The sequence below is a fragment of the Cocleimonas sp. KMM 6892 genome, from assembly GCF_035798195.1.
GTDB lineage: Bacteria > Pseudomonadota > Gammaproteobacteria > Thiotrichales > Thiotrichaceae > Cocleimonas > Cocleimonas flava.
Genome location: NZ_JAPFBV010000001.1, coordinates 750,113 through 776,111 on the forward strand (window position 1 = coordinate 750,113; position 25,999 = coordinate 776,111).

At 38.6% G+C, this 25,999-nt stretch carries 28 protein-coding genes, 1 tRNA gene and 1 other RNA gene; 20 read left to right on the forward strand and 10 right to left on the reverse strand.

Annotated features, from left to right (window positions below; genetic code table 11):
* The first annotated feature begins 86 nt into the window (after positions 1-86).
* The 7 genes from OO007_RS03420 to OO007_RS03450 all read left to right on the forward strand — a co-directional run bounded on the left by OO007_RS03420 (position 87) and on the right by OO007_RS03450 (position 7,575).
* On the forward strand, positions 87-1,034 hold the full coding sequence (locus OO007_RS03420) for a hypothetical protein (protein ID WP_325807756.1): 948 nt from the start codon (positions 87-89) through the stop codon (positions 1,032-1,034).
* Between the two features lie 404 nt (positions 1,035-1,438).
* Positions 1,439-2,791: a substrate-binding protein gene (locus OO007_RS03425; protein WP_131904611.1), complete on the forward strand. Its 1,353-nt coding sequence runs from the start codon at positions 1,439-1,441 to the stop codon at positions 2,789-2,791.
* A 246-nt stretch (positions 2,792-3,037) separates the two neighbouring features.
* A complete protein-coding gene (locus OO007_RS03430; RefSeq protein WP_131904612.1) occupies positions 3,038-4,054 on the forward strand; it encodes a branched-chain amino acid ABC transporter permease in 1,017 nt (338 codons plus the stop codon).
* 2 nt (positions 4,055-4,056) lie between these two features.
* The gene (locus OO007_RS03435; protein WP_325807757.1) at positions 4,057-5,205 is read left to right on the forward strand and encodes a branched-chain amino acid ABC transporter permease; all 1,149 of its coding nucleotides are present in this window, start codon (positions 4,057-4,059) and stop codon (positions 5,203-5,205) included.
* Entirely contained in the window at positions 5,202-5,963 is a 762-nt protein-coding gene (locus OO007_RS03440; RefSeq protein WP_131904614.1) for an ABC transporter ATP-binding protein, read from the forward strand. The genes OO007_RS03435 and OO007_RS03440 overlap by 4 nt, the downstream gene beginning before the upstream one ends.
* Entirely contained in the window at positions 5,956-6,732 is a 777-nt protein-coding gene (locus tag OO007_RS03445; protein WP_131904615.1) for an ABC transporter ATP-binding protein, read from the forward strand. Before OO007_RS03440 ends, OO007_RS03445 begins: the two co-directional genes overlap by 8 nt.
* A gap of 15 nt (positions 6,733-6,747) precedes the next feature.
* The gene (locus tag OO007_RS03450) at positions 6,748-7,575 is read left to right on the forward strand and encodes a universal stress protein (protein WP_325807758.1); all 828 of its coding nucleotides are present in this window, start codon (positions 6,748-6,750) and stop codon (positions 7,573-7,575) included.
* A gap of 531 nt (positions 7,576-8,106) precedes the next feature.
* Here OO007_RS03450 and OO007_RS03455 read toward each other — a convergent pair.
* A tRNA-Phe gene (locus OO007_RS03455) sits at positions 8,107-8,182 on the reverse strand.
* Between the two features lie 101 nt (positions 8,183-8,283).
* Between OO007_RS03455 and OO007_RS03460 the strand changes: the two genes are divergently transcribed.
* Positions 8,284-8,748 (forward strand): tRNA (cytidine(34)-2'-O)-methyltransferase, encoded by a 465-nt coding sequence (locus OO007_RS03460; RefSeq protein ID WP_325807759.1) that lies wholly within the window; start codon positions 8,284-8,286, stop codon positions 8,746-8,748.
* 9 nt (positions 8,749-8,757) lie between these two features.
* Entirely contained in the window at positions 8,758-9,687 is a 930-nt protein-coding gene (gene ribF, locus OO007_RS03465) for a bifunctional riboflavin kinase/FAD synthetase (RefSeq protein WP_325807760.1), read from the forward strand.
* 27 nt (positions 9,688-9,714) lie between these two features.
* Here ribF and OO007_RS03470 read toward each other — a convergent pair whose 3' ends face one another.
* Positions 9,715-10,140, reverse strand: a complete 426-nt coding sequence (locus OO007_RS03470) for a hypothetical protein (protein WP_131904619.1) — start codon at positions 10,138-10,140, stop codon at positions 9,715-9,717.
* Positions 10,141-10,500: 360 nt separating this feature from the next.
* On the opposite strand from OO007_RS03470, the gene OO007_RS03475 reads away from it, so the two are divergent.
* From OO007_RS03475 to OO007_RS03495, 5 genes are all read left to right on the forward strand, one after another.
* Positions 10,501-11,145: an ankyrin repeat domain-containing protein gene (locus OO007_RS03475; RefSeq protein ID WP_325807761.1), complete on the forward strand. Its 645-nt coding sequence runs from the start codon at positions 10,501-10,503 to the stop codon at positions 11,143-11,145.
* Positions 11,146-11,390: 245 nt separating this feature from the next.
* Positions 11,391-12,560, forward strand: coding sequence for an MFS transporter (locus OO007_RS03480; RefSeq protein WP_325807762.1), 1,170 nt, complete (start codon positions 11,391-11,393; stop codon positions 12,558-12,560).
* On the forward strand, positions 12,544-13,365 hold the full coding sequence (locus tag OO007_RS03485) for a biotin--[acetyl-CoA-carboxylase] ligase (protein ID WP_325807763.1): 822 nt from the start codon (positions 12,544-12,546) through the stop codon (positions 13,363-13,365). The genes OO007_RS03480 and OO007_RS03485 overlap by 17 nt, the downstream gene beginning before the upstream one ends.
* 14 nt (positions 13,366-13,379) lie before the next feature.
* Positions 13,380-14,204 (forward strand): type III pantothenate kinase, encoded by an 825-nt coding sequence (locus OO007_RS03490; protein ID WP_325807764.1) that lies wholly within the window; start codon positions 13,380-13,382, stop codon positions 14,202-14,204.
* Positions 14,197-14,856 carry an SPOR domain-containing protein gene (locus OO007_RS03495; RefSeq protein WP_325807765.1) on the forward strand — a complete coding sequence of 220 codons (660 nt, stop codon included), beginning with the start codon at positions 14,197-14,199 and terminating at the stop codon, positions 14,854-14,856. Before OO007_RS03490 ends, OO007_RS03495 begins: the two co-directional genes overlap by 8 nt.
* Before the next feature lie 70 nt (positions 14,857-14,926).
* On the opposite strand, the gene ssrS is transcribed toward OO007_RS03495, so the two are convergent.
* A non-coding RNA gene (gene ssrS / locus OO007_RS03500) (6S RNA) lies at positions 14,927-15,110 on the reverse strand.
* Positions 15,111-15,455: 345 nt separating this feature from the next.
* On the opposite strand from ssrS, the gene lexA reads away from it, so the two are divergent.
* Positions 15,456-16,043 (forward strand): transcriptional repressor LexA, encoded by a 588-nt coding sequence (lexA, locus tag OO007_RS03505; protein WP_325807766.1) that lies wholly within the window; start codon positions 15,456-15,458, stop codon positions 16,041-16,043.
* A 121-nt stretch (positions 16,044-16,164) separates the two neighbouring features.
* Positions 16,165-16,995 (forward strand): ankyrin repeat domain-containing protein, encoded by an 831-nt coding sequence (locus OO007_RS03510; RefSeq protein WP_131904626.1) that lies wholly within the window; start codon positions 16,165-16,167, stop codon positions 16,993-16,995.
* Positions 16,996-17,002: 7 nt separating this feature from the next.
* Here the strand turns inward: OO007_RS03510 and bioD are convergent, their stop codons facing one another.
* Positions 17,003-17,659 (reverse strand): dethiobiotin synthase, encoded by a 657-nt coding sequence (gene bioD / locus OO007_RS03515; RefSeq protein ID WP_325807767.1) that lies wholly within the window; start codon positions 17,657-17,659, stop codon positions 17,003-17,005.
* Between the two features lie 3 nt (positions 17,660-17,662).
* A complete protein-coding gene (gene lepB / locus OO007_RS03520; protein ID WP_325807768.1) occupies positions 17,663-18,283 on the reverse strand; it encodes a signal peptidase I in 621 nt (206 codons plus the stop codon).
* 50 nt (positions 18,284-18,333) lie between these two features.
* Between lepB and hemF the strand changes: the two genes are divergently transcribed.
* The gene (hemF, locus tag OO007_RS03525; RefSeq protein ID WP_325807769.1) at positions 18,334-19,269 is read left to right on the forward strand and encodes an oxygen-dependent coproporphyrinogen oxidase; all 936 of its coding nucleotides are present in this window, start codon (positions 18,334-18,336) and stop codon (positions 19,267-19,269) included.
* 12 nt (positions 19,270-19,281) lie between these two features.
* Here hemF and OO007_RS03530 read toward each other — a convergent pair whose 3' ends face one another.
* Genes OO007_RS03530 through OO007_RS03540 form a run of 3 tightly spaced genes read right to left on the reverse strand, consistent with a single transcriptional unit; the run spans position 19,282 to position 21,836 of the window.
* Positions 19,282-20,523: a S8 family serine peptidase gene (locus tag OO007_RS03530; RefSeq protein ID WP_325807770.1), complete on the reverse strand. Its 1,242-nt coding sequence runs from the start codon at positions 20,521-20,523 to the stop codon at positions 19,282-19,284.
* Positions 20,510-21,235 carry a hypothetical protein gene (locus tag OO007_RS03535; RefSeq protein WP_325807771.1) on the reverse strand — a complete coding sequence of 242 codons (726 nt, stop codon included), beginning with the start codon at positions 21,233-21,235 and terminating at the stop codon, positions 20,510-20,512. The genes OO007_RS03530 and OO007_RS03535 overlap by 14 nt, the downstream gene beginning before the upstream one ends.
* Positions 21,225-21,836: an RNA polymerase sigma factor gene (locus OO007_RS03540; RefSeq protein ID WP_131904632.1), complete on the reverse strand. Its 612-nt coding sequence runs from the start codon at positions 21,834-21,836 to the stop codon at positions 21,225-21,227. The genes OO007_RS03535 and OO007_RS03540 overlap by 11 nt, the downstream gene beginning before the upstream one ends.
* A gap of 327 nt (positions 21,837-22,163) precedes the next feature.
* On the opposite strand from OO007_RS03540, the gene gshB reads away from it, so the two are divergent.
* From gshB to OO007_RS03555, 3 genes are all read left to right on the forward strand, one after another.
* Positions 22,164-23,129: a glutathione synthase gene (gshB, locus tag OO007_RS03545; RefSeq protein ID WP_325807772.1), complete on the forward strand. Its 966-nt coding sequence runs from the start codon at positions 22,164-22,166 to the stop codon at positions 23,127-23,129.
* On the forward strand, positions 23,126-23,536 hold the full coding sequence (locus tag OO007_RS03550; protein ID WP_325807773.1) for an OsmC family protein: 411 nt from the start codon (positions 23,126-23,128) through the stop codon (positions 23,534-23,536). Before gshB ends, OO007_RS03550 begins: the two co-directional genes overlap by 4 nt.
* Positions 23,537-23,664: 128 nt before the next feature.
* Entirely contained in the window at positions 23,665-24,234 is a 570-nt protein-coding gene (locus OO007_RS03555; RefSeq protein WP_325807774.1) for a C40 family peptidase, read from the forward strand.
* Positions 24,235-24,237: 3 nt separating this feature from the next.
* Here the strand turns inward: OO007_RS03555 and OO007_RS03560 are convergent, their stop codons facing one another.
* Together OO007_RS03560 and ispB are read right to left on the reverse strand one after the other, a co-directional pair.
* Positions 24,238-24,687, reverse strand: a complete 450-nt coding sequence (locus OO007_RS03560) for a hypothetical protein (protein ID WP_325807775.1) — start codon at positions 24,685-24,687, stop codon at positions 24,238-24,240.
* 130 nt (positions 24,688-24,817) lie between these two features.
* Positions 24,818-25,798 carry an octaprenyl diphosphate synthase gene (gene ispB, locus OO007_RS03565; protein WP_131904637.1) on the reverse strand — a complete coding sequence of 327 codons (981 nt, stop codon included), beginning with the start codon at positions 25,796-25,798 and terminating at the stop codon, positions 24,818-24,820.
* Positions 25,799-25,999 lie beyond the last annotated feature (201 nt).

Below are 25,999 nucleotides of genomic sequence, written 5' to 3' on the forward strand. Positions count from 1 at the left end.
AAGGCTGCTTATTCTGATTCCAATTTCCTGCCTCTAACGGTCAATACTACACGTATCGTTTAGAGTGTCTTACAGGAGGGTTATCCATGATACTCAGACCAGTTAGAGTCTACGTTTGTTATTTCTTGTTACTGTTAACCATTCTTAGTAGCAGCATTAGCAGTGCAAACGCTAATGCCAATTCAGAGTATCAATTAACTATCAAAGGCAGCTCAATAAACCTGAGATTTTCGCCAGAAATGTCAGATAAGCATCTTGCACTGGATCAACAAACCATCGTTAACTGGATAGAAAAATCTGCAATCGCCGTTGCCGATTACTTTGAACAGTTTCCCGTGAAAAATCTAAAAATTGCAATCACCCCGGGCTCTGGCTCAAGAATTGGTGGCAATGCTTATTACCGGGCAACTCCCTTAATCGTTTTAAGAATTCAACCTGACATCACAGAACAACAATTACAAAAAGATTGGGTATTGGTACATGAAATGGTTCACCTGGCATTTCCCCTGATGGAGGATGATCATGGCTGGGCTCAAGAAGGTCTTGCCACCTATGTTGAGCCCCTAGTTAGACTCAAAGCTGGCATAGTTAAAGAGAAAGATGTCTGGCTCTGGTTATTAAAAGGGACACCCAACGGTATTCCCAAAGAGGGCGACAGAGGATTAGACAACACCCGCAGCTGGGGAATGAAATACTGGGGTGGTGCCATATATTTTCTACTAGCCGATATTGAAATACGTGAACAGACCAATAATAAGTTAGGGCTGGAAGATGCGCTAAGGGCGATCAATCATTCTGGTGCAAGTATGGCTGCTGATGGAACATGGCCAATAAGCGAGGTATTTTCAATAGGAGATAAAGCTGTTGGCACTCAAACACTTATGAATTTATATAACAAAATGAAAAGCAAGGCTTTTGATCCTGAGCTCGAAAATATATGGAAAAAATTTGGAATTAGCTTAAAAAATGATCAAATTAAATTCGATCAATCCAAATCTTTAGCACGGCAAAAATTCATTTTTGGTGTGAAATAGTTTCAAAAAACAAAAATAATCAGACTTATGTGAAATCCTCTAAGCCTTTGATAGCGCTTTCATAATTGATATTTCTCCAGTATTAAATTTAAGTTTTGAAAACCTTAATATTAAATTTACTAATATTAAGTTTTGAAATAATTTACATAAATTCTACCAATAGTCTTAGAAAAAACAAAAACATAGCTTATACTCGGCGATCTATTTTGACCAACATCACTGATGTACACACATGGTGCAATAGAAAAAAACGACTGTTTAGGTTTAATCTTTATTGATGATAGCCTGTATTTAGAGCTCTCTTAAAGAGCCATTTTCTAGTAAATGTGCAAATTGCATTATTAGATCGCTAACAATAATAATATTTTTACCCGCAGTCTTGTTAAACCCCAAGGAGAGAAACAATGAAAAAAAATGAAAATACGCCACATCTAAACAGACGTGGTTTCCTCAAAGTTGCGAGTGCTACAGGCGTAGCCGCTTCTGCTCCAATGATTTTTATGAAAGACGCGTACGCGGCAAAGGACTTTAGAAATGACCCTAAAGATTCTAAAACAGTAACACTAGGATTCAACGTACCACAGTCTGGTCCTTATGCCGATGAAGGTGCTGACGAATTACGCGCTTACAAATTAGCGGTAAAGCACCTTAACGGCGAAGGCGATGGTGGAATGATGAAAACCATGAAGCCTAGCATGTTGAAAGGCAATGGTATTCTCGGTAAGAAAGTTGTCTTCTCAACAGGTGATACTCAAACCAAATCAGATGCTGCACGTGCATCTGCTAAGCGTATGATCGAAAAAGATGGCGCATTAATGATCACAGGTGGCTCTTCATCTGGTGTTGCAATAGCAGTACAGGGTTTATGTCAGGAAATGGGCACCATTTTCATGGCTGGTTTGACTCACTCAAACGATACAACAGGTAAAGACAAGCGTCGTTACGGTTTCCGTCATTTCTTCAATACTGAAATGTCTGGTGCTGCACTTGGTCCAGTACTTGAGAAAGAGTATGGTAAAGATCGTACTGCTTATCACCTAACGGCTGACTATACTTGGGGTTGGTCTCAAGAAGGTTCAATCAAAAAGTACACAGAAGCCATGGGTTGGAAAACCAAAGCAGCAGTTAAAACTCCTGTTGGCGCAGGTGACTTCTCACAATTTATTACACCGGTACTAAACTCTGGAGCTGACGTACTGGTTCTTAACCATTACGGTAAAGACATGGTTAATTCACTCACTCAGGCAGTACAGTTTGGTTTACGTGATAAGCAAGTCAATGGTAAAGATTTCCAGATAGTTGTTCCTTTATTCTCTCGTTTAATGGCACAGGGTGCTGGTGAAAACATCAAAGGTATCTTAGGTTCTACTAACTGGAACTGGGCACTTAAAGACGAAGGTTCAGCAGCTTTTGTTAAGTCATTTGGTGCTGAGTATGGTAACCCACCATCAATGGCTGCTCATACCTGTTATGTTCAGACTCTTTTATATGCAAATGCATGTGAAATGGCTGGTACTTTCTATCCACCAGAAGTTATTAAAGCACTTGAAGGCTTTGAGTTTGACGGTATGGGTAACGGTAAAACTGAATATCGTGCTGAAGATCATCAGTGTTTCAAAGATGTATTGGTTGTACGTGGTAATCAAAACCCAACTAGTCAATTCGATCTGCTTGAAGTTGTACAAGAAGTTCCTCGTGCACAAGTTGAATACAAGCCAGAACTACTTGGTGGCGAATTAGGTCCATACGAAGTATAAGTAGTCGTAAAATTAACCCCATCGGAATACTTCTGATGGGGTTTTAAATTTTAAATACTTAATCGTTATAAATAATAGTTTCAATATTTATAAACGGTTACCTACACGCTTGAATCAAAAAATTTCATTTTTACTAATAATTTGAAATATACGCAAACAGTGTTTATTTTTAAATGCTCGCTATCTTTTTATATAAATTCTAAATTGATTCAAATACTTTAGCTCACAAAAAGAGAAGATAAAATCATGGATGCGATTCTGATCCAACTACTCAATGGCCTTGATAAAGGTGCAGCTTATGCATTAATTGCATTAGGTCTGACTCTAGCATTTGGCACCTTGGGTATTGTTAACTTTGCACACGGTGCATTATTCATGCTTGGTGCTTTTTGCGCCGTCAGCTTTCAAAAAATTCTTACGATATCTAAAAAAGTAAAAGATGAAAGTATTACTTTTTTCGATGCATATAAGGAGCAACCCTATTTAGAAATATGGTGGGGTGACACAGGAACCGCGATCATAGATTATGCCGTCCCACTATCAATAATAATGGCAATTCCAGTGATGCTATTGATTGGTTTTATAATGGAACGTGGCCTAATCAGGCATTTTTACAAACGTTCACATGCAGAACAAATTCTCGTGACCTTTGGTTTGGCAATTATTATACAAGAGGTTATTCGTCATTTTTTTGGAGCAAATCCAATTCCAACACCTGCACCAGATGTAGTTTCTGGTAGTGCGGCGGTTGGAGCATTTTTTGGACTCAACGAAAATTTAGTTTACCCATGGTGGCGATTAATTTATTTAGTCTTCTCTGCAGCAATAATCCTTGCCGTATTTGCCTTCTTGAAATTTACGACCTTCGGAATGGTAGTTAGGGCGGGTATGGCAGACCGTGAGACTGTCGGTTTATTGGGTATCAATATTCAAAAGCGCTTCACTATCGTATTCGCTATTGCTGCATTAGTAGCTGGTCTAGCAGGTGTTATGTATGCACCAATATTACCACCTGACTATCACATGGGCATGGACTTCTTAGTACTGTCCTTTGTTGTAGTGGTTGTTGGTGGCATGGGCTCTTTACCAGGCGCTGTTGCAGCTGGATTCTTATTGGGGGTTTTACAATCATTCGCTTCGATGACTGAAGTGTCATCGTTATTCCCTGGTATTGATCAAATTATTATTTACTTAGTGGCAGTAGTGATACTTCTAGTAAGACCGCGTGGATTAATGGGACGCGAAGGCGTATTTGAGGATTAATGATGAAAAATTTAATTAAAAGTAATACCGTCATCATGCTGATATTTGCAGCTGTTGTTTTAACTGCGCCAATGTGGACTGCGCCAATTGGTGCCAACTATCCTGACTTACTTCAGAAGTTTGCAATATTTGGAATATTTGCAGTTGGTTATAATATTCTATTTGGTCTAACGGGTTATTTATCCTTTGGTCATGCAGCCTTTTTAGGAATAGGTTCATATACCGCCGTTTGGTCTTTTAAATTACTGACGATGAATGTCGTGCCTGCAATAATTCTCGCAGTCATTGTGTCAGGCATATTCGCTTTGATTATTGGCTACTTGAGTCTGAGACGTTCTGGCATTTACTTCTCAATATTAACCTTAGCTTTTGCACAAATGGCATATAGTCTTGCTTATTCTGTACTGACACCTATAACTAACGGTGAAACTGGTTTGCAGCTGGAGCAACAAGACCCACGCATCATTGATTCTATGTTTGGCGTTGTTGTAACGGATGGCCTCCCATCTACCAATTTATTCGGCACTTTGATGAGTGGGTATTCTGGTTTCTATGTTGCTGCAGCTTTTTTGATTTTCGCATTTTATATTTCATTAAAGATTTTCCGATCACCTTTTGGGATGAAGTTGTTAGCAATAAAGTCTAATCAAACCCGAATGAAATACACAGGCTTCAACACCAAACCTTACCTATTAACAGCTTTCATTATATCTGGTATGTATGCAGGTTTAGCTGGTGGACTTTTGGCGTCAATCGATCCTCTTGCGGGTGCTGAAAGAATGCAATGGACGGCTTCTGGTGAAGTAGTATTGATGACAATCATGGGTGGTGTCGGTACTTTAATCGGTCCATTACTAGGCGCTGGAATCATTAAGTATCTTGAAAATATATTCTCTGCGTTAAATAAATCCGAATTAACAGAAATATTCAGCTTTATGCCAGAGTGGTTACAAACCATTGTGGTAAATATTTCGAATGTTTTTGTTGGGGAAGGCTGGCATTTGACACTAGGTGCATTATTCATGCTGATAGTTATATTCTTACCAGGCGGTGTTATGGAAGGTGTAACCAGAATTAAAGACTTTATTTTAGGTATTTTTGGAAAGGGCGAAGACAATAGAACTGCTGAAATCGAAGGAGAGGCAAAATGAGTAATATCCTTGAGATTAAAGGCGTAAATAAAACCTTTGGTGGCTTGCACGCTCTACAAGATGTGAATCTACAAATTGAGGAAGGTGAGACACACGCGATTATCGGCCCCAATGGTGCGGGTAAATCAACACTTCTTAACTGTTGTATTGGACGATTAATACCAGATAACGGAAGTGTGACGTTCAACGGAAAGAATATGATTGGAATGGAAGCGCATGATATTAATCATGCAGGAATGGTGCGTGTATTCCAAACACCAGAAATCTTTCCTGAACTCACTCTTCTTGAGAACGTGATGATTCCAGCACTTGCAAAACGTGATGGAACATTCAAATTCAATCCATTTAAAAGTCTCCTTAAAGAAACTGCCATACATGAAGAAGCGATGGCAACACTAGCCGACTTTAATTTAGATAGGTTTCATGACCATCACGCTGGCAGTATGTCTCGTGGTGATAAGCGTCGTCTCGAGCTTGCAATGGGATTGATTCAACACCCTACTTTACTGTTGTTAGATGAACCAACTGCTGGTATGGCGAGACACGATACTAATGCCACAATTGATCTATTAAAAAGTGGCAAGATGGGTGAAATGACAAAAGTCATTATCGAGCACGATATGCATGTAGTGTTCAGCCTTGCCGATAGAATCAGTGTACTTGCTCGTGGTCATATCATTGCCACAGGCACACCCGAAGAAATTAAAAATGATCCAAAAGTAAAAGAAGCATACCTGGGAGAACAAGAAGATGAGTGATCGAATAGTCGATAATATAAAGGTCAAAGACAGAGTCGCCCCAGTTCAGAGTCAAGGATCTGATCCTGCTTTTTTCTCATGTTGGGATATTCACTCATACTACGGTGAGAGTTATATCGTTCAAGGTGTAAATTTCGATATCCGTGAAGGCGAAGTTGTCGCACTTCTTGGTAGAAACGGAGCAGGTAAAACATCAACGCTACGTTCTATTGCACGTGTTGATGATCCTCAAGTAACTCACGGTGAAATTTGGCTAGACCATAAACCTTTGCATAAAATGTCTTCTTACGAAGCGGCTCAAAGTGGTGTTGCTCTAGTACCAGAAGATCGCCGAATTATTGCAGGTTTAACCGTTCATGAGAATTTAGAGCTCGCACAAATTGCTCCGCCTGTAGGCTGGAGCATAGAGCGACTTTACGAGCATTTTCCACGCCTTGCAGAACGTCGCAATCAGATGGGTACTACTTTATCGGGTGGTGAGCAGCAAATGCTGGCTGTTGCAAGAGCGCTAGCTCGTGATATCAAATTATTACTGCTCGATGAGCCTTATGAAGGCTTGGCGCCTGTTATCGTACAAGAGATAGCCAGCATCGTTGATAGCATTAAGAAACAAGGTATTACAACCATTATCGTTGAACAAAATGCGGTTGCTGCCCTTCGTTTAGCTGATCGTGCATTAATTCTTGATATGGGTAATATCGTGTTTGACGGTACTGCCAAAGAAGTCCTAGATAACGAAGAACTTCGTCATGAATACCTCGCGATATAGTTAGTAAATTTACATTTGAGCATTAAAGACATACTTGTTTTTCTCGATGATAGTGCCGGACACGAAGATCGAGTTAATGCTGCATTTGATATTTCCAAAGCACATGAGGCCCATTTAACAGGGGCCTCATTGGCTTCTATGAAGCCAATTCACGCAAAGTCCGATAATGAGGAAGTCCTCATACGCATATCGGATAAACAAGCCCACAAAATAGCTGATGAATTCGCCGAAAATGCTGAGGCTGAAGGCATTAATGTCGAATCACTAGTCATTAACGGTGGCGCATCTAAAAGTGCCCTCAAGATGGCACATTACGCTCGTAATGCAGACCTTGTAATACTCGGGCAACCTGACCCATCAAGAGATAATTTCTCAAGGCTAGAGGACTTCTCACAAGAAGTCATTCTACATAGTGGTAGACCAATTTTATTCATGCCATACATTGGCACTAGAAGAGTAGGTTTTAAAAAAGCGATGATTGCATGGGATGGCACTCCTGCTGCAAGTCGTGCCATCCATGATTCAATTCCTTTATTAGCCAAAACCAAAGAAGTCTTCATTCTGATTGTTGAAAGTAAAAAACAAAAAGAGCAAAAGAATAATTTAATGGAGAAAAGACTAATTAAGCATTTATCGCATCATGAGATTAACGCCAAGCTGATGCGCGTCAATCCTGGCTCGAATAATGTACCCACAACAATTCTTAATAAAATTTCAGAATATGATGTCGATTTGCTAGTGATTGGCGGTTACGGTACGCCTACGTTAAAACAGAAAATATTCGGCAGCGTCTCTACAATATTATTGAAGTCTATGATCGTTCCAGTATTAATGTCTCATTAAAGACTAGCTACAATGGAGTTAATTAGCCCTTAGCACGTTTCAAAACCCACCCCCCACCTTTGGGGCAGTTTTTATTGCTTAGTTGCTCTATTCGTCTTTAACACCTCATAAGTCATTCAAATGAACTACCCACTATATCCTCACGGCTTAAATTGATAGAAGTGCTGCTATGCTTATTAAAACTGCATTTTTTCTACATTTATCAGTAGATTTCATCTTGTTATTTGCGCAAGATAGCGCACCTGATATTACTTGTACTAATTCCTTAACAAGACCGTATAAACACGCTCATATCAAAGCTAATGAGAACTATGAACCAATAATGCAGGTATCTCTAAAATATCGTTGTGATGGATTATATGCTTAAAAATGTCTTCAAAAGGAATTTCGTATTGGAAATATGGATGAGTTTGGATCCAAGCATCAGTAAAAAACGCTACGGGGTTTGAAAATTTTAAACACGAGTTATTTGTGTATGGAAAAGCTAGAGTGTTAGGAGATAAAACAAGAAGTGGAGCTAGAAGCTTAAAATGGTGGCCCGAGGTGGAATCGAACCACCGACACGAGGATTTTCAATCCTCTGCTCTACCGACTGAGCTATCGGGCCTTAAGCGAGGGCGCTATTAGAGCGTTTTCGTATTTAGTTGTCAAGAGATAAGTTAACAAGTTTTTGATTGAATTTAAATTTTATAAGAAGTAATTATTAATATGATTGATATAGCGCTCTTTGAGCCTGAAATACCGCCAAATACAGGCAACATTATGCGCCTTTGTGCGAACACCGGATCACGCTTGCATTTAATCCATCCACTGGGTTTTGATCTTGATGAAAAAAAATTAAGGCGTGCGGGTATGGATTACCGCGATATGGCGACAATTCAAGAACATGAAAACTATCAAAGCTTTTTAGACTTTATTGGTGATCGACCTGTTTTTGCATTGACCACAAAAGGTAAAACAACTTATACAGATGCAAAACTCGTGGCAAATTCAATCCTGCTATTTGGACCGGAAACACGCGGTTTACCTGATGAGGTATTAAAGACCTTCACAGAAGAAAATAAATTACGTCTACCCATGCTAAAAGAGAGCCGTAGCTTGAATCTTTCTAATACCGTAGCGATTGTCACTTATGAAGCACTTAGACAAAACAATTTCGAATCTTTGGGTTAAACTTTACGGATGAATTTTATCCGCCATATTAGTTCACCGAAGAAGAATGATTCTGCGTGTGTCGCCACCATCGGTAACTTTGATGGACTCCACCTGGGCCATCAAAAAATCATCGGTAAGCTAAAACAAAAAGCTAAAGAGTTACAGCTACCACTAACAGTCGTTAGTTTTGAGCCACTACCCGCTGAATATTTTAGCCCTTATCCTCCAACTCGAATATACCCACTGCGCGACAAGATTCGTTTATTAGAGCAATTAGGCGTTAATAATTTTCTTTGCTTAAAGTTTGATGAAGCACTAGCCAATATGGCGCCTAAAGTATTTGTAAAAGATATCCTTGAAGATTATCTGAATGTTAAACACCTCGCCGTTGGCGATGATTTTAAATTCGGCTATAACCGGGGGGGTGACTTTGCTTTATTAAAAACCCTAGGCAAGCATTCTGGTATGACGGTTGTTGACACCCCAACGCTAGAAAAAGAATCTCAGCGTGTTAGCAGCACCAGAATTAGAAAAGCGCTGGAGCACGGTGATATTTCTCTGGCAAATAGCTTACTCGGAAAAAATTATCAGCTCAGCGGAAGAATTCGCCATGGAGAGAAACGTGGTCGAACCATTAATTTCCCTACATTAAACTTAAAACTTCCGGAAAATATTTCCCCCAAGCGAGGAGTTTATGCCGTTCGCGTTTATGGCTTAAATAATTCCAGTTACACCGGCGTCGCAAATCTAGGCAATCGCCCAACGGTGTCTGGCAGTCAGAATCGTTTAGAAGTGCATCTATTTGGTTTTTCAGATTCAGTCTATGGGCAATATATTTGCGTAGAATTGCTGGAATATATTCGCGAAGAAAAGCGTTTTGATAATTTTGAAGAGCTAAAAGACCAAATTTTACTTGATGCTGAAAAAGCCAAAGAGTTAATTGCTAAAGTCGTTTAAATTTCCCATTGAATTGATATCAAGATACTAGAATGAATTGATAAGCTCTTCTGGCAATTCATCCTTGTATTTAGTCACATAGTTTTGCACCGTGTTTCGATACTCTTCCACATACTGCTTAAAGCTCTTGGTGTTCTCATCAAATACGCCAATTTTATTATCAAATTTAACGATCTGATTGATCTCTATAAAAAATGCATCGCTTAATACATCGTGCTTACTTTGATGAGACATTGCCCTTGGGTAAGACTGGTCGACAAAAGCTTTACTAAAATCAGCGAGTTGCTGACACGAAGAAATCAACGACTCGGTATCCTCATCATCTGTTTTTAATTTCCTGATCGCTATATCGTAAGTGTTGATTATATTTCTGGAGGTTACGTGATCGAACTCTTTAGTTTGCTCATAAGAGTCAGAAAACTTATCAGGATTGAAGTAATGAAATAATTTCACATAATTTGCTCGCGCATAAACGATCGATTCTGTTCCTAATACGGTGCATTTTTTTAATGCAGATATCCTATCCTCGCTATTACATCCAGCTGTAAATAACAAAGCATAGGTAAGCAAAAAGAGCAAAAACAAATACTTCATGTATACCGTTGTGTGGTTGGGCTTATTCAAGAAACTAAAATAGTAGACCAGTTTCAAGAAAATTCAACATTCTTTACATTCATGCGCTTTCCTACAAAACATTGTGCATTACAGTCATCTTTATTTTATGCGCCTTTATCTGGTTCCAGAATGGATTTAGCACCTTACTCTCTATACTAATTCATTAGATTACGGTTAAGCACTTCTTCGGGGAATACCATGCAAAATACCATTCAAAATACAATGCGCAAGCTACTTTTATCTTTGATCACTCTGCTAATAGTGGGATTGAATTTTGTTTCAGTAAGTCATGCACAAGATTATAACAATGGTCAAACCAGCCTCGAACAACAGAGAATTCGAGAAATGCGTCTTCTTGAATGGTATGCGCAACAACAGCAGGCAGAACAAGGTGTACCGCAATCTGCAACTCAGAATGTGAGTGGCAACCAGCCTTACAACGCACCTAGAGCACCGGCACCTGTTGCGACTCCGGAAGCCGATGATTTATTTGCCGCAGCAAATGCCGGTAACGTAAACCAGCTAAGAACACTTCTATCTCAAGGATTGGATATCAATGTATCCAATCGAGAAAGAGAAACTGCACTACATATGGCTGCTGCACGAGGTCATTATTCTGCCGTAATTTTTCTAGTTAATAAGGGGGCTTATGTGAATGCTCCAACTGTAAAAAACTGGATACCACTGCATCATGCGGTTCGTTTTCGTCATCCGAATATTGTTAATTTTCTGATTAATCATGGTTCTTCTCCGCAATCCAGAACCTCGGATGGTTTAACTGCGGTTGATATGGCAAGAAATGTGAATGATTACCGTTTACTCTCCATTTTAGGCGCACGCTAGATTAATACTGACTCTCTAGCCCCCCCCTACTTTAAGGGGCTTTTTTATTTTGCTATTTAAGTGATCTCAGGAATTTATGTTTTTCGGAATGATTTTTATTGGTGAAAACATTTACTGAATTTGCACAAAACTAGTCGCTTTTAAACTATCAAATAAATAGTCAGCTGAAGTTACAAGTCATATACTTTGTCTTTTGTAACTTCGCGATTTTAAGGTCTTGTCCGAAATCGTAAACAGACTTTTAAATGCGAAAAACACAATACTCTCGACTTTCAGCGTTCTACTTTTTTTATTTTGCCGCGCTTGGGGCTTTCCTTCCGTATTGGGCGCTGTATCTTAAATCCTTAAATTTTAATGCGAATGAAATCGGTGAGCTTCTTGCTATTGTGATGGTGAGCAAAGTAGCATCACCTTACCTGTTTAGCTGGATTTCAGATCACATACAAAAACGCCTTGTGATTATTCAAGCCTCCATGTTTGTATCCGTGGTTGTGTTTGCTGGCGTCATTCCATTTCAAAGTTACTGGTGGTTTGCCTTTGTAATGGCAGCTTTTGGCTTTTTCTGGAATGCAGCACTCCCTTTATATGAAGCACTCACTCTTAATCACCTAGAGCACGACACAAGCCTCTATAGCAGCATAAGATTATGGGGCTCAGTAGGTTTTATTGTAGTGGCGTTGGTTTTACCCTTGATTATTGGCGGAAGTCATATTTCTCTGCTTCCTTTAATAATTCTGGCGCTACTTATCGCAAACACCGTTACCACATTTTTAGTTGACGATAGAACTCCAAAATCCAGCCATCAGAGCAGTCAGACACATATAATTGAAACACTGAAAAAACCAATCGTCCTCGCATTTTTATTCGCTTGCTTCTTTCAATCTTTAAGCCATGGAGCGTATTACACATTCTTCACTATTTATTTGGAAGACCATGGTTATTCGCGAGGTTTTTCGGGTGCTATGTGGGCGTTAGGTGTGCTCGCAGAAGTAGGGCTTTTTATTGTCATGAGACGTTTATTAACAAAATTTAGTGTTTGTCACTTGTTCGCTATGGCGCTGTTTATCACAGCTATTAGGTGGATAATGCTGGCACTTTATGTCGATAGCATCGTTTTGTTATTTATCTCTCAACTATTTCACGCCGCCAGTTTTGGTTTATTCCATGCCTGCTCTATTTATCTTGCTCATTCACTATTCCCCGGTCGACTTCAAGGGCGGGGACAGGCACTTTATGCTGGGGTGAGCTTTGGACTTGGAGGAACCTTGGGACACTTATTAAGTGGCTATGCCTGGGACTCTCAGGGAGCAATCTGGACATTTTTATCATCTGCAATTATTGCGCTGATTGGTGCTATTATAGCCAGCAAATATATTACCAAAGAGCGCTTATCTGGTTATGCCAACAACACATAAACCGTATAATATTGAGCTGATTTTACACGAAGCTGGTTCAAAGATACCTGGCAAAATTCATTACCTTGAAGAGGTGGCTTCCACTAACACCTGGCTAAAGGAAAACGGTCAATGTGGGGATGTTTGTCTTAGTGAGAAACAATTCAATGGACGTGGAAGACGAGGCAATAACTGGGTATCTCCCGACAATGGTAATATTTATTTATCATTCTGTTTTTGTCTGATGGAAAATACACAACACCGTTCTTTGTTAGGCTTGGTTACGGGTATAGCTATTGCCGAAGCACTAAAAGATATTGGCCTAAAAGATCATGGGGTTAAATGGCCCAATGATATTTACTGGCAAGGTAAAAAGATGGGCGGTATTTTGATCGAAACTTCAAATTATTCGGATCAATTTATTATCGGCATTGGCTTAAATATCTCTTTAACAGGCATTGAAGAGGATAATATCAATCAGGGAATAACCTCGGTAAACGATGCCATGCTAGGTGATGAATTTTCCCGTGATGAACTTTTAATCAGAATAATCCACAGACTATCTATTCACCTTGATGGGTTTGCTTCCATGGACTTTCAGTCGTTTAAGCATTTATGGAGAGAGTGGGATATTTTACGGGGCGAAAGCGTAAATTTTCAGCATCAGGGGGAAGTTATCTCAGGTACAGTAAATGATATCGATAAGCATGGAAGACTAAGCATTTTACACACATCGGGTGAAACGCAATTTTATTCTTCTGCTGATATAAGACTCGATAAAAAATCCATACAAAAGTTTATAAAAGCTAATAATCTAAAACTCTAAGACTCAACTAATCAATGAAAACACTGTTAATAGACGCTGGAAACTCACAACTAAAATGGGCTATTTTAGATGACGATAGTCTATTGTCGGAGCAACATTCTCAATCTCATCAGTACGAATTACCGATAGAAGTTTTCGAAAAAATTGTAAGCGCAAATACAGACTGTGATAGCGTCATTATGGTTTCAGTGCTCGGTGGGACTTTCTCCCGCGCAGCTAATAAAATCACGCTTGAATTACAAATGAAGTTTATTGAAATTACTTCTACAAACAAACTCGGCAAGATAGAAAATGGGTATAAGGACCCTACTAAATTAGGTGCTGATAGATTTGTTGGAATCTTATCCGCTTATTACCTAAATAATAATTCCGAATCTAATAAAACCGCTTGTATCGTTATTGATTCCGGCACTGCTACGACTATTGACGCCATTGATGGAAATGGAAAACATTTAGGTGGAGTTATTCTTCCAGGTCTAAAGTTGAGCTCTGAAAGCTTATTACAGAACACAGAATTACTTGGCCTTTGGGGAAATGAGTCAAACGAATTTATTCCCGAATGTTTTTCTAAAGAAACCACTCAGGCAATTGCGAGCGGTTGCTTATTAGGCCAAGCGGGCTCTATTGAACATATTTGTAATTTGATGGAAAAACGAATTATTGAGCAGCACGAAAACTCCCATGAGAAAAAACAAGAAAACGTTGAAATTAAAAGAGTCATTTGTGGAGGCGCTGCTGAAAGCTTATTGCCGTATATGCAAGGTGAATACGATTTACATCAAGATCTTCTAATGTCTGGGCTTAAAGTAATCAAGGAAGAACTATCAAATAATGTCTAATTCCCTAATTAAAAACCTGATAGTCGTCTTACTAGGCCTTAATGTCTTTTACTTGATATGGACATTAACCATAGGTAAGAGTCATGGCACCCCCCCACTTACAGAGGAAAAAGGCGTACCAAGTTTAACTTTACTCCCTATTCAAAACAGTGATATCTACCAAAGTAACACTTCAACGAGGCAAAGTAGCTGTTACACATTTGGACCATTTAACAGTGAAAAAACTGCACAAATAATTGCAAAAAATATTAATAATTTTGGTTTGGCGACAGAAACACACAAACAGAAAACCATGCAAACTCTTAATTTTTTAGTGTACCTGGAACCACTGAAAAATCGTTCTGAAGCCTTAAAAGTAATCAATGACATCAAAAAACAAGAAGTCACAGAATATAAAATTATAGATACAGGACCTTATAAAAACGCGATCGCACTGGGTTCTTTTGATTCTCTTGACGAAGCCCGCAGGCATTCAGAGTACATTCGATTTCTTGGGTATGATGCAAAATATACAACACAGAAAAAACAAAAAGAAGTTTACTGGATAGATTATGACGAACCGTTTGGCAGTAATGCACCCGTATTGGATTGGGCAAATGATATAGACCCTAGAAACAGCGCTCAAAAAATTCCTAAAGCCTGTGCTTTTTAGAAGCAAGATTGCTTAGCTAACCAAAACAATTCACCTAAGACCCTTAATAATGTTTCGGGCACAAAAAAGGGTGCCTACCAAGATATCGCAAAGTGTACATTGACCTTGAACCAGTAAGGTTCAAGTGGGAGTCTTTAAAAGCTTATTAGGCTTACCGCCGTAGCAGTCATGCTCACAAAACTTTCTCTAACCCCCGGAGTTTGTAATTAGGCTCAAGGGACTACCCGCACACTTTCCGAATACCACAGAGGACACCCGTAACTAAATACTAATATAAATACCAAAGGTTGTTAAGTGAAATTGGATTAGCACAATAGATGCTCCGTACTTTTTACGAATTTAAAAATTTATTTATTCTTTTAAAACCTCTCAAAATAAGAATATTTCTTTTAGTTATCAGTCTCTTAACTATCCCCTAAAACCTATAGCACTCTAAGTTTTTAATTTAAAAAGATTTATTTATCTGCACATTGTTTTTTTCGATGCTTAACCTTATTACTCTGGCTGTATTTCAATACAATCGCAAGTAATTGAAATTTATCTTGTAAGTTTCTTTTTTGTTCGCTATAAAGAATCCTGAGAAACAAAGGGAGAACGGCATGTTGACATCTAAACAATCACTGGTTTTAAATACCATTCAGGAAATGGCTCAGGAAATGGGCTACTTACCTACATTAGAAGAAATTGGACAGCATATTGGTATCGGGCGCAGCACCATTCACAAACACATCCGAACTTTAATCAATAACAACTATCTGCAAGAAGCTGAGGGCAAAGCCGCCTATCAGCTAGTAGAACCTTTCGAAGAAGAAGGCAGCCTCCCTTACATGGGAAGAATCGCAGCTGGTTTCCCCATTGAAGCTATTCCAGATCAACAAAATATTAACCTTGCACAACTCTTTTGTGGCCCTGGTCGCTATGTATTAAAGATTGCAGGTGATTCAATGATAGAGGCAGGTATCTGGGACGAAGATTATGTCGTGATACAGAAGAAAAATTCAGCAAGAGAAGGCGAAATTGTTGTTGCCCTGGTAGATCGTTACGAGGCAACGTTAAAATACTATTATCCAAAAGATACCGGGGTCGTAGAACTTAGACCTGCAAACAGCCAATTACAATCGATGTTCTACCCTGCAGACCAAGTAGAAATACAAGGTGTAATGATTGGAGTATTCAGAAGCTACTAAAACTTCGTACTTAGAAATACAAGAGAAAGCATGGCCTCCGGCTTTTAAGTGATTTTAGAATTATCGATTAAATATTCTGTTAGAATATAATCAATAATAATTCTCGAGTTCAGGAAGGGCCATGAATAAGCACAACACCTTATCCACTATGTTTCATGGTGCGCTTTTACTATTTAGCGGGCTTATATTTAGTTCTAACGTTACTGCAAAACAAACTGCATTACTTGATGCTAATGGTCAGCCTTTGTCAGAAGAAGTGTTGATGCTATTAAGTTCAGGATCGGAAAAATTCAATTCATCTAAATCATCCAAAACCTCTAAAAAAAGTGATGATAAAGAAAAAAAAGAACTAACAAAGTCACCTAAAAAACCTAAGAGTAACAAACCACCCTCAAATCCTGTTCTAGAAATGGAGTTACTTGATGCGCTGAAAGCAGGTAAAACTCAACGCGCTGATCAACTTCTTAGAGCGGGCACATCGCCCACCTACAAGAATTTAAAAGGTGAAACTCCACTAGGGATTGCTGTCTCTAGAGGCTGGGCATCAATGGTAATTAAACTCATTGATAACGGTGCAGATGTTAATGAAAAAGGAGCAAGAGGAGTTACTCTTCTTCATATAGCAAGCGCAAATGGACTCATTGATGTAGCCAAAGTACTGGTTAAAAAAGGTCTTAACCCAGGCCAAAAAACAGATAAAAACTGGACACCTTTACATGTTGCTGCCCGCTATGGACACTGGCAATTAGTACAATACTTTCTTTCCGTCGGTGTAGATCCAGATATCAGAAATTCAGATGGCAAAACTGCATTAGGACTTGCTCGTCACCTTAAACATCAGGGAATTATCAAAATACTGGCGCGTGTAACTACGGTGAGATCGTTAGATTTTGCTTCTGTGAAAACAAGTAAAAAGAAAAGAAAAAAAAGACGTAAATCTAAACGAAATTAATTATCAATTAGTGGTCAAACCAATTACAAATATTTTTGGCAAATGTAGAAGAATCATTCGTCGAAATAATCGGATAATTTATTTTTTCTGACAAGTCTTCAAAATTATTCATGTTTTGGGTATCAGTGCTTTGACTATCTATCTGGTTTAAAACGACACCCATTAGATTTAATCCACATCTCTCAATAGCTTCAATGCTGAGTAATGTATGATTAATACATCCCAATTTATCTGCTGCGATCAGAATAATCGGTAAATTCAACGCTTTTGCCAAATCGGCATTTAATCCATCTGAACAGATAGGAGAATAAAATCCTCCTGCACCTTCAACATATAAAAAATCTTTTTCAGAATTACAGCTCCCAATACATTCTTGAGATAACTGCTGAATCGTAATTAACTTATGCTCTATTTTGGCTGCTCTATCAGGAGATATAGCGGCTAAGAATCTATTAGGACAAACAACATCTAATTTTTCTTCCTGGTTTGCAGCATACGCCAGTTTCCATGCATCACTCTTCGTAATATCTGTAGGCCAACCAGATTCTATTGGCTTTCTCGGTTCTACAGATATTCCATTCTTACATAACTGTTGAATAATCTTTTGTCCAACCCAGGTTTTACCTACATCGGTATCAGTACCTGTTACAAAAACACCTTTCATTTATTATTTTTTCCCTAGATTGCCTTTAACGCCTTCTGCACTGTAAAGTATATCTGTTGCTTTGCCGACTACGTCTGATATGGAAATTGGTCCAAATATTCTACTATCGTTACTATTGTCTCGATTATCGCCAAGTACAAATAACTGACCTTTTGGTATGCTTATTTCAGACATTCGAGTTGAATAAGGCTTGAGTCTATTTGAATCTTTTATATAAGACTCGGAAATTTTCTTACCATTAACGAACGTATTACCTTTTTCTATTTTTAATAGATCACCTGAAATAGCGATTACTCGTTTAATAAACGGTAACGTCTTTTTAGAGTTTTTATTCTGGATTTTATTAAACACTATTATCTCATTTCTTTTAATGTCTGCCTCTAGGTAAGCTTTGTTTGAAACTACTATTATATCTCCGGGATTCAATAACGGTTGCATAGATCGACTCGGTATTCGATAGATATCCAATCCAAAAATTCGGGGTCTAATATTATTAGATTTAACATCGTATGGATTAATAACATAAAGTAAAACCACTACCGTTAAAGCACACACGAGCATTCCAATTAATATAAAATGTACGCGTTGAAAAATTAACTTTAAAAATCTTCGTAATAAATCCATCGTTGATATAGTAGCAACAAAATTAAACAGATACAGCTAAGGTACTAACAATGCAAACCCCGGATATTCGAGCGGTTAAAGACTATCTACTCACATTACAAGATTCTATCTGTGATCAACTCGCTGATGAAGATGGCCAAAAAGTCTTTGAAGAAGATTCCTGGACTCGTGCTAAAAACCCTGATTCCACTGCCATGCAAGGTGGTGGCAGAACACGACTTCTTGTTGATGGGGGTGTCATTGAACAAGGCGGTGTGAATTTCTCTGATGTGCAGGGCAGTAAAATGCCTGCTTCAGCAACCGCTCATAGACCTGAATTAGCAGGCAGAAGCTTTCAAGCTATGGGGGTATCTTTAGTCATTCACCCCAAAAACCCATACGTTCCTACTTCACACGCAAATGTCCGTTTTTTTATCGCCGAAAAAGAAGGTGAAAATCCTGTTTGGTGGTTTGGGGGAGGATATGACTTAACGCCATATTACGGGTTTGATGAAGATTGTAAGTCTTGGCACCAAACAGCTAAACAAGCATGCGAGCCATTTGGAGACGCTGTTTACGATGAGTATAAACAATGGTGTGATGATTATTTCTATCTAAAACATCGCGATGAGCAACGTGGTATCGGTGGTATCTTTTTTGATGATTTAAATAAATGGAGCTTTGAAGAGTCTTTTAATTTCATGAAAGCGATAGGCGATAGTTATATCGAAGCGTATAGACCGATAGTCAATCTTAGGAAAAATATTGAGTACAGTGAAAAAGAAAGGGACTTCCAGCTTTATCGACGCGGTAGGTACGTGGAATATAATCTGGTCTATGACCGTGGTACGCTTTTCGGATTACAATCTGGGGGGAGAACAGAATCGATTCTTATGTCAATGCCTCCACTCGTTAAATGGAAATATAATTGGCAACCTGAAGAAGGTACTGAAGAAGCTAGATTGTATAACCACTTTCTAAAACCCAAAGACTGGGTCAATTATTGATGTAATGAAATATTAAGGCTTACTATCTTTAAAAACGGCTAAAGCTTTGCTCGCATTAATTAGACCTTCGCCAAACTCTTCATCTCTACCTGGTTTGCCTAAATCAACAGCGGTTTTAGTCAATGCTGAATTAAGATTATTATTTCCTTTCTGAGAAAGCAGAAGGGCAACAATGCCACTAACATGGGCAGAGGAAATTGACGTACCTGTAGCTAGTTTATATTTGCCATCAGGTGCGATCGTTAAAATATTAACCCCAGGAGCAGAGTAATCAATAAAACGACCCTTATCAGCCATATTGAATAGTTTCTTATTCTCATCGATGGCTGTTGCGCCTATTACGCCAGGGATTAGAGCAGGGTAAATCGTACTTCCCCAATTTCCACCATTTCCAGCCGCAGCAACAACAACTATACCTTTAGCGACGGCTTTTCTGACCATTTTCTCTACAATGGAATCTTTCCCACCAGTAAAGCTCAGGTTGATAACATCTACATCATGCTGAATACAGGTATCTATTGCTTTAGCAACATCAGCAGATGACCCTTTTAATACTGAAGGGTGATTTTTCTCTGCCTTGAAAGCACCTATCGAGTATAACTTTGCTCTAGGTGCTATACCTATGTGAGGGTTTTGACTTACCAATACGCCAGCAACAGAAGTCCCATGAAGTAACGCTTCTTTATTAGTTATATCAACTTTAAATAAATCTTTAGTTTCAATGTGTGCATCAGATAAAGACGGGTGAAAAATATCAATAGGAGTATCTACCATGCATATGGTAGTTCCTTTTCCTTTGGTAGTTTCATGCACGTAACTAACACCAGTTTCATACATTGAATATGCATTTTTATAGGAAGCTGAAGCCGTTTTAAAGATATTATTTGTTTCAGCATTTACACTTTTTTCTTTTTTATTGATTGAAGCGCTGAGATCTAAAGGGTCTTGTCCATTCGTTTTAGCAACAACCATCCCTGTTTTTACTGACGCAAGAACCGTAGTGCTTTCAGGGTTTAGATTGTATTTTTGTGTAATATTTTTAACTTTTGAAATATTTTCAGTGGAATACAGTAGCACTACTTCATCTTTAATGTAGTTTGATCTTCTAGGCTTTACTTTTGGCTCGTAGACAAAATCAAAGTACAAAGGCTCAGCACCTTCATTATCCAAAGCATACTCGTCTGCATGAACCCCGCTAATAGCGAGGCTGCAGAATACAGCGCTACTTAAAAAAGTTAATTTAATATGCTTCACCGGCAAACCATATCAATTCTTTGTTAGAAGATAATGATGACAGAACTTCTTTTATCTGTGCTTCATTCATTTTTTGATTGAAGGTAATTTGATACATACCTTCTTTACCAGGTACAGACTCAACTTTCTTAAGCTTTCCTTTAAGTTCAGGGTGCGTCTGTAAAGAGTCCATTGGACCATTTATCCCAACAAGTAATGTCGTGCTAGATTGATCACTTACAACTTCAGCAGATTTCGCTGCTGCTGGAGTAAACTCGCTTTTGTCTGAAAACAAAGGAGCAACAAAAGCCATTAGCACCGATAATGATACAACCAATAAAGCCACGCTCGCAAATCGAGCATACTCAGTGGCACCAAATGTAGATGGCACCCAAGAAGAAAGAGCGTTTTTAAGTTTAGTTACAAAACTTTGGCTATCGCTTGTCGTATTGTTTACTGGTGTTTCTATCGATAAGTTATCAATCTGCTTGAAAACATTTTCCAGTCTGGATTCCGGCGAAGGGAGGTTAGATAAACCTATCAAGGTTTTATCTTCTGCAACTAAATTAAAGAAGTTACGCTCCTCATCTACGAGAGACTCTAGAGCAGCATTATCTTCTAGGACTTCTTTAAAGTAGGCTTCATCATCAGAAGAAAGCTCTCCAGTTACAAACCACGGTAGTAACTCTAGTGCCCTTTCCGGGATTTCATTATTCTTAGTATCAATATTCATTGCTAGTATCTAAAAGATCTGTATTAGAAAGAAGTGATTTAAGGTGCTTTCTTGCATAAAACATTCGAGTCTTGACTGTATTTTCAGATATATCCAACATAACTGAAATATCTTTTATAGATAGTTCACGGTAGTAAACCAACTCTATAACTTCTCTATGTTTTTCGCTAAGTTTAGCTAAATTATCGACTATTTCTTGATCTCTCTCTGAAATAATCACTTCTTGTTCTGGTAATAGATCTGTGTCCTCTATATTTAATTGCTCAAAATCATCATCCTGCAGTAGCTCCTTATTCTTCCTAAGATAACCGATCATTCTAAAACGTGCGATCGAGTGTATCCAGGTTGATGGCTGTGAAAGTCCAGAAAAGCTGCCAGCTGATCGCCATACTTCTATAAGTGCTTCATCGGCTATATCAGCAGCCAATGCAACATCATATTTCAACATGCGACTACAAAATTTAATAAGCCTTGGTTGGTAGCTTATATATAACTCTGTAAATGCGTCACGATCACCTTCAGATATCTTTTTTAATAACTCGGTATCTCGTTTCGTCTTTTCTTCAACTGTTTGCTTATTGTTCTTCACAACTGCGTCCATTGATTCTGTAGTTTCGACTAAATAAAATGTTCAAAATATTTTATTTTATCCAATATTGATAAAAAAATGACAATTTAACACAAATAAATGAACCTTTATGAAATGAATTGCCACTGAGCATATGTGAGACGGTTAAGTTGGGCTTGATCAAAGGGGATTTGTAGACCAACCACATTCACGAGCAAAATCTAGCGGTTTGCTCTGTACCGACTCCCTCGCAACTTTAGGCGGACTTCGTGTCCGCCTTTTTTTTGCTTATTTCTAATTCCTCATATTCTTTTTAGCATACAATAATGATGTCTTTCATTATTTCATCATTGTTTATTTATGCAAAATCAAATCAGCTTAGGGGTCGTTATGGACCCTATACACCTAATAAACATCAAAAAAGATAGTTCATTCGCAATGATGCTTGAAGCTCAGCGAAGAGACTATTCAGTTTATTACATAACCCAAAAAGACATGTATGTTAAAGAAGGCGTTGCATATGCCAATATGGCAAAAATAACAGTCACTGATAATCCTGATTCCTGGTATGAATTAGAAGAACCTAGCGACAGGCCTTTACATGAGCTTTCCTGCATCATTATGAGAAAAGACCCTCCATTCGATATGGAGTACATTTATTCTACCTACATTTTAGAACTAGCTGAGCAACATGGGTGTCTGGTTGTCAATAAACCATCAAGCATCCGCACAGCCAATGAAAAATTATTTACCGCATGGTTTCCTGAATTTTCACCTGAAACACTTGTTACCAGAGATATGGAGCGTATCAAAGCGTTCCACGAAGCACTTAAACGAATTGTTGTAAAGCCACTAGATGGGATGGGTGGCTCAATGGTGTTCCAAATCCAGGAAGGTGATGCTAATAGAAGTGTCATCCTTGAAACAATCACTAATAATGGTACTCAAACTGTCATGGCTCAACGTTTTCTTCCAGAATTTAAAAATGGAGACAAGAGAATATTGGTCATCAACGGTAAACCTTTCCCTCATGGTTTAGCCAGAATTCCAGCTAAAGGGGAAAGTAGAGGAAACTTGGCGGCTGGAGCAAGTTATAAAGGTGTAGACCTTACCGAGAGAGAATTTGAAATCTGTAACGCCGTCGGCCCGAAACTGAAAGACATGGGACTGATGTTCGTTGGCCTCGATGTAATCGGAGATTATGTGACTGAAATCAATGTCACCAGCCCCACTTGTATACGTGAGTTAGATGCCATCTATTCGGCAAATATATCTGGCTTACTAATGGATGAAATTGAAAATAGTTTAAAAGAGAATTTACAATGAATACAAGAGTGAAATGGCTCGATAATATGAGCTTTGTTGGAGAATCAGGCAGTGGTCATTCAGTCGTTATGGATGGACCTCCTGAGCACGGCGGCAGAAATCTTGGCGTACGCCCAATGGAAATGCTTCTATTAGGTTTAGGTGGCTGTGCTTCTTTTGATGTTGTTTCCATGCTCAAAAAAAGCAAACAAGACATCCAGAATTGCGAGGTTGAAATAACTGCAGAACGCGCAGAAACCGAGCCAAAAGTTTTCACTAAAATCCATCTGCATTTTATTATATCTGGAAATGATATATCAGAAAAAAGAGTAGCCAGAGCAATAGAGCTTTCAGCAGACAAGTACTGCTCAGCTTCTATTATGCTTGGTAAGCTAGCGAAGATTACTCATGATTATGAAATAAAGTAATCAAATAAGCCCCAATTATCAGGTGTATTTGCTGAATGTTGTTATTTAACCTACAATCCCCGCGGATTTTAAAATCTAACCATAAAAATAATAATACTTAGATAAATAAGTACACCAAAGGGATAATTATGAAACGCTTGAAAGCAGTTTCTATTGGGTTATTTGTAGTGAGCTTGTTCTGTATTCAAGGAACAAGTTTTGCCAATAGTCCTAAAAAGAAAGTCGATGTTGATTTAAACCACGCATACAATGTATTAGTAAAAGGCAACTCTAAACCCGCAACTAATAAACATAGCAATCGAAAAGCGACGGTAAAAAAGACTACTCCACACAAATATAAAGCACTTCAAATTGCAAAGAAGCAAATAAATAAGCGCTATAAGTGGGGGGGTGCCAATCCTAATAAGGGATTCGATTGTAGCGGCCTAATCCAGTACGCTTACAAGATGATAAAGGTAAATGTTCCTAGATCTGCCGCCGCTCAATACAAACACGCTAAAAGAGTCGCTTTAAAACACTTGGAAGTAGGTGATTTAGTCTTTTTTCATACGAGAAGAACACGCGCCAAGGTTAATCACGTTGGTATCTATCTAGGTGGGAATAAATTCATTCATGCCCCCAGAAGGGGCAAGAATGTCTCTGTTGCCAGCTTCAATAGCTACTGGCGGAAGAAATTTGTAGGCGCAGGTCGCGTCTAACAATTAATCTGTTGTTGATGTCTCAGCAGCAGGTGTTTTGCCAGCATCATCTGTATTCGTTGCTTCATCCTGTGCGTTTTCCACAACAGGAGCAACTTCTTCAGCTACTGGAGCCTCTTCGCTCACTGGTGCGCTTTCCGTAGTAGGCTCACTATCTGTTGCAGGTGCATTTTCTTCAACAGGGGCTGTTTCTGGCTCTGCATTCTCTTCAGGTTCAGCTTTAACTTCAGGAGTTTCTACAGCATCAGTTTCTACTGCTTCAGATTTTGCAGCTTCTTCAACTTTGGGAGTAACGTCTTCTGTAGATGGTGTCGAGCTGGCTTGAGATGAGATTGGCACACCAAAATTCAATGCATTTCCTTCAACAGCTGGACGCTTAGCCATAAAAAAGAAAACAGCCGCAGCTAGAATTGTAAAAATCAATATACCGATTGAGTTGTTAGATAGTTTCATTACTTCGATCCATGGTTTAATTAAATAGAATCATATCATTGATTTAGCCGATACAAACCTTACGATTTTATTTACTGAACGTTAGCAAATAAAATGTGAAGACGAATCTACAAGATTTAAGAAGTTCCAGCTATGTGGTTCTACTCAATGAATAATTTGCCAAATTAGATAACGCAGATTTAAATTCTGAATCTGGCAATACTTTTAAACAATCCGTTGCCAAGGTGGTTTCTTTTTTAGCAACTTCAATTGTATATTCTAAGGACTTGGTCTTTTTAATGATGCTCGTTATCTCTTCAATCAAATCAAGACCACCTTCTTCAATCGCTTTTCTGATCATGTCGGCATCTTCTGTATTGCCGTTCTTTTCGCTTTCACTCAAAGCATAAATTAGCGGCAATGTCGGCTTCCCTTCTGCAAGATCATCTCCAACATTTTTACCCATTTCATCGCTGTCTGCACTGTAATCCAAAATATCGTCAACTAATTGAAATGCTGTACCCAAGTGTGTACCAAACTTTGCAACAACAACTTCATCTTCCTCAGACAGGCCTGATAGAACAGCACCTAGCTGACAAGCAGCTTCGAAAAGTTTCGCTGTTTTTGAATAAATAACCTCTAAATAGCGTTCTTCACTGGTTTCAGCATCATTGATATTAAGAAGTTGCAATACTTCACCTTCAGCAATGATGTTGGTAGTGCTTGCCATGATATTCATAACGCGCATTTCATTGACATCTACCATCATTTCAAAAGCACGAGAATAAAGAAAATCTCCAACTAATACAGCAGCTTGATTTCCCCAAACGTTATTAGCCGTATCTTTACCGCGTCGCATGTCAGATTCATCAACAACGTCATCGTGTAATAACGTAGCGGTATGAATAAATTCAACGATAGCCGCAATATCTACGTGTTTATTTCCTTCATATCCGCACGCACGCGCCATTAGCAGAGCCAACATAGGTCTTAACCTTTTGCCTCCGCTATTGATGATGTAGTGACTCAACTGATTAACGAGTACAACATCTGATTGAAGTCGTTGTTGAATTAAGGCATCAACGGCCTTCATATCTGATTCAACCAGATTCTGTATTGTTTTATAATCCACGCAAATTTTGACTTAATATTATTGAATTAGGGAATGCTAGGTAGATGCAAGGTAAGTGTCAAGGCGGATGTCGAAATTCACCAAGTTTTATTGATTAAAATAGCAAATATAATATTTGACTAACTATATAAGTGCTTGTAGACTTTCGCGGCTTAAAACAAATTATATATTTACTGGAATTTAACCTTGGTTGAATATCTG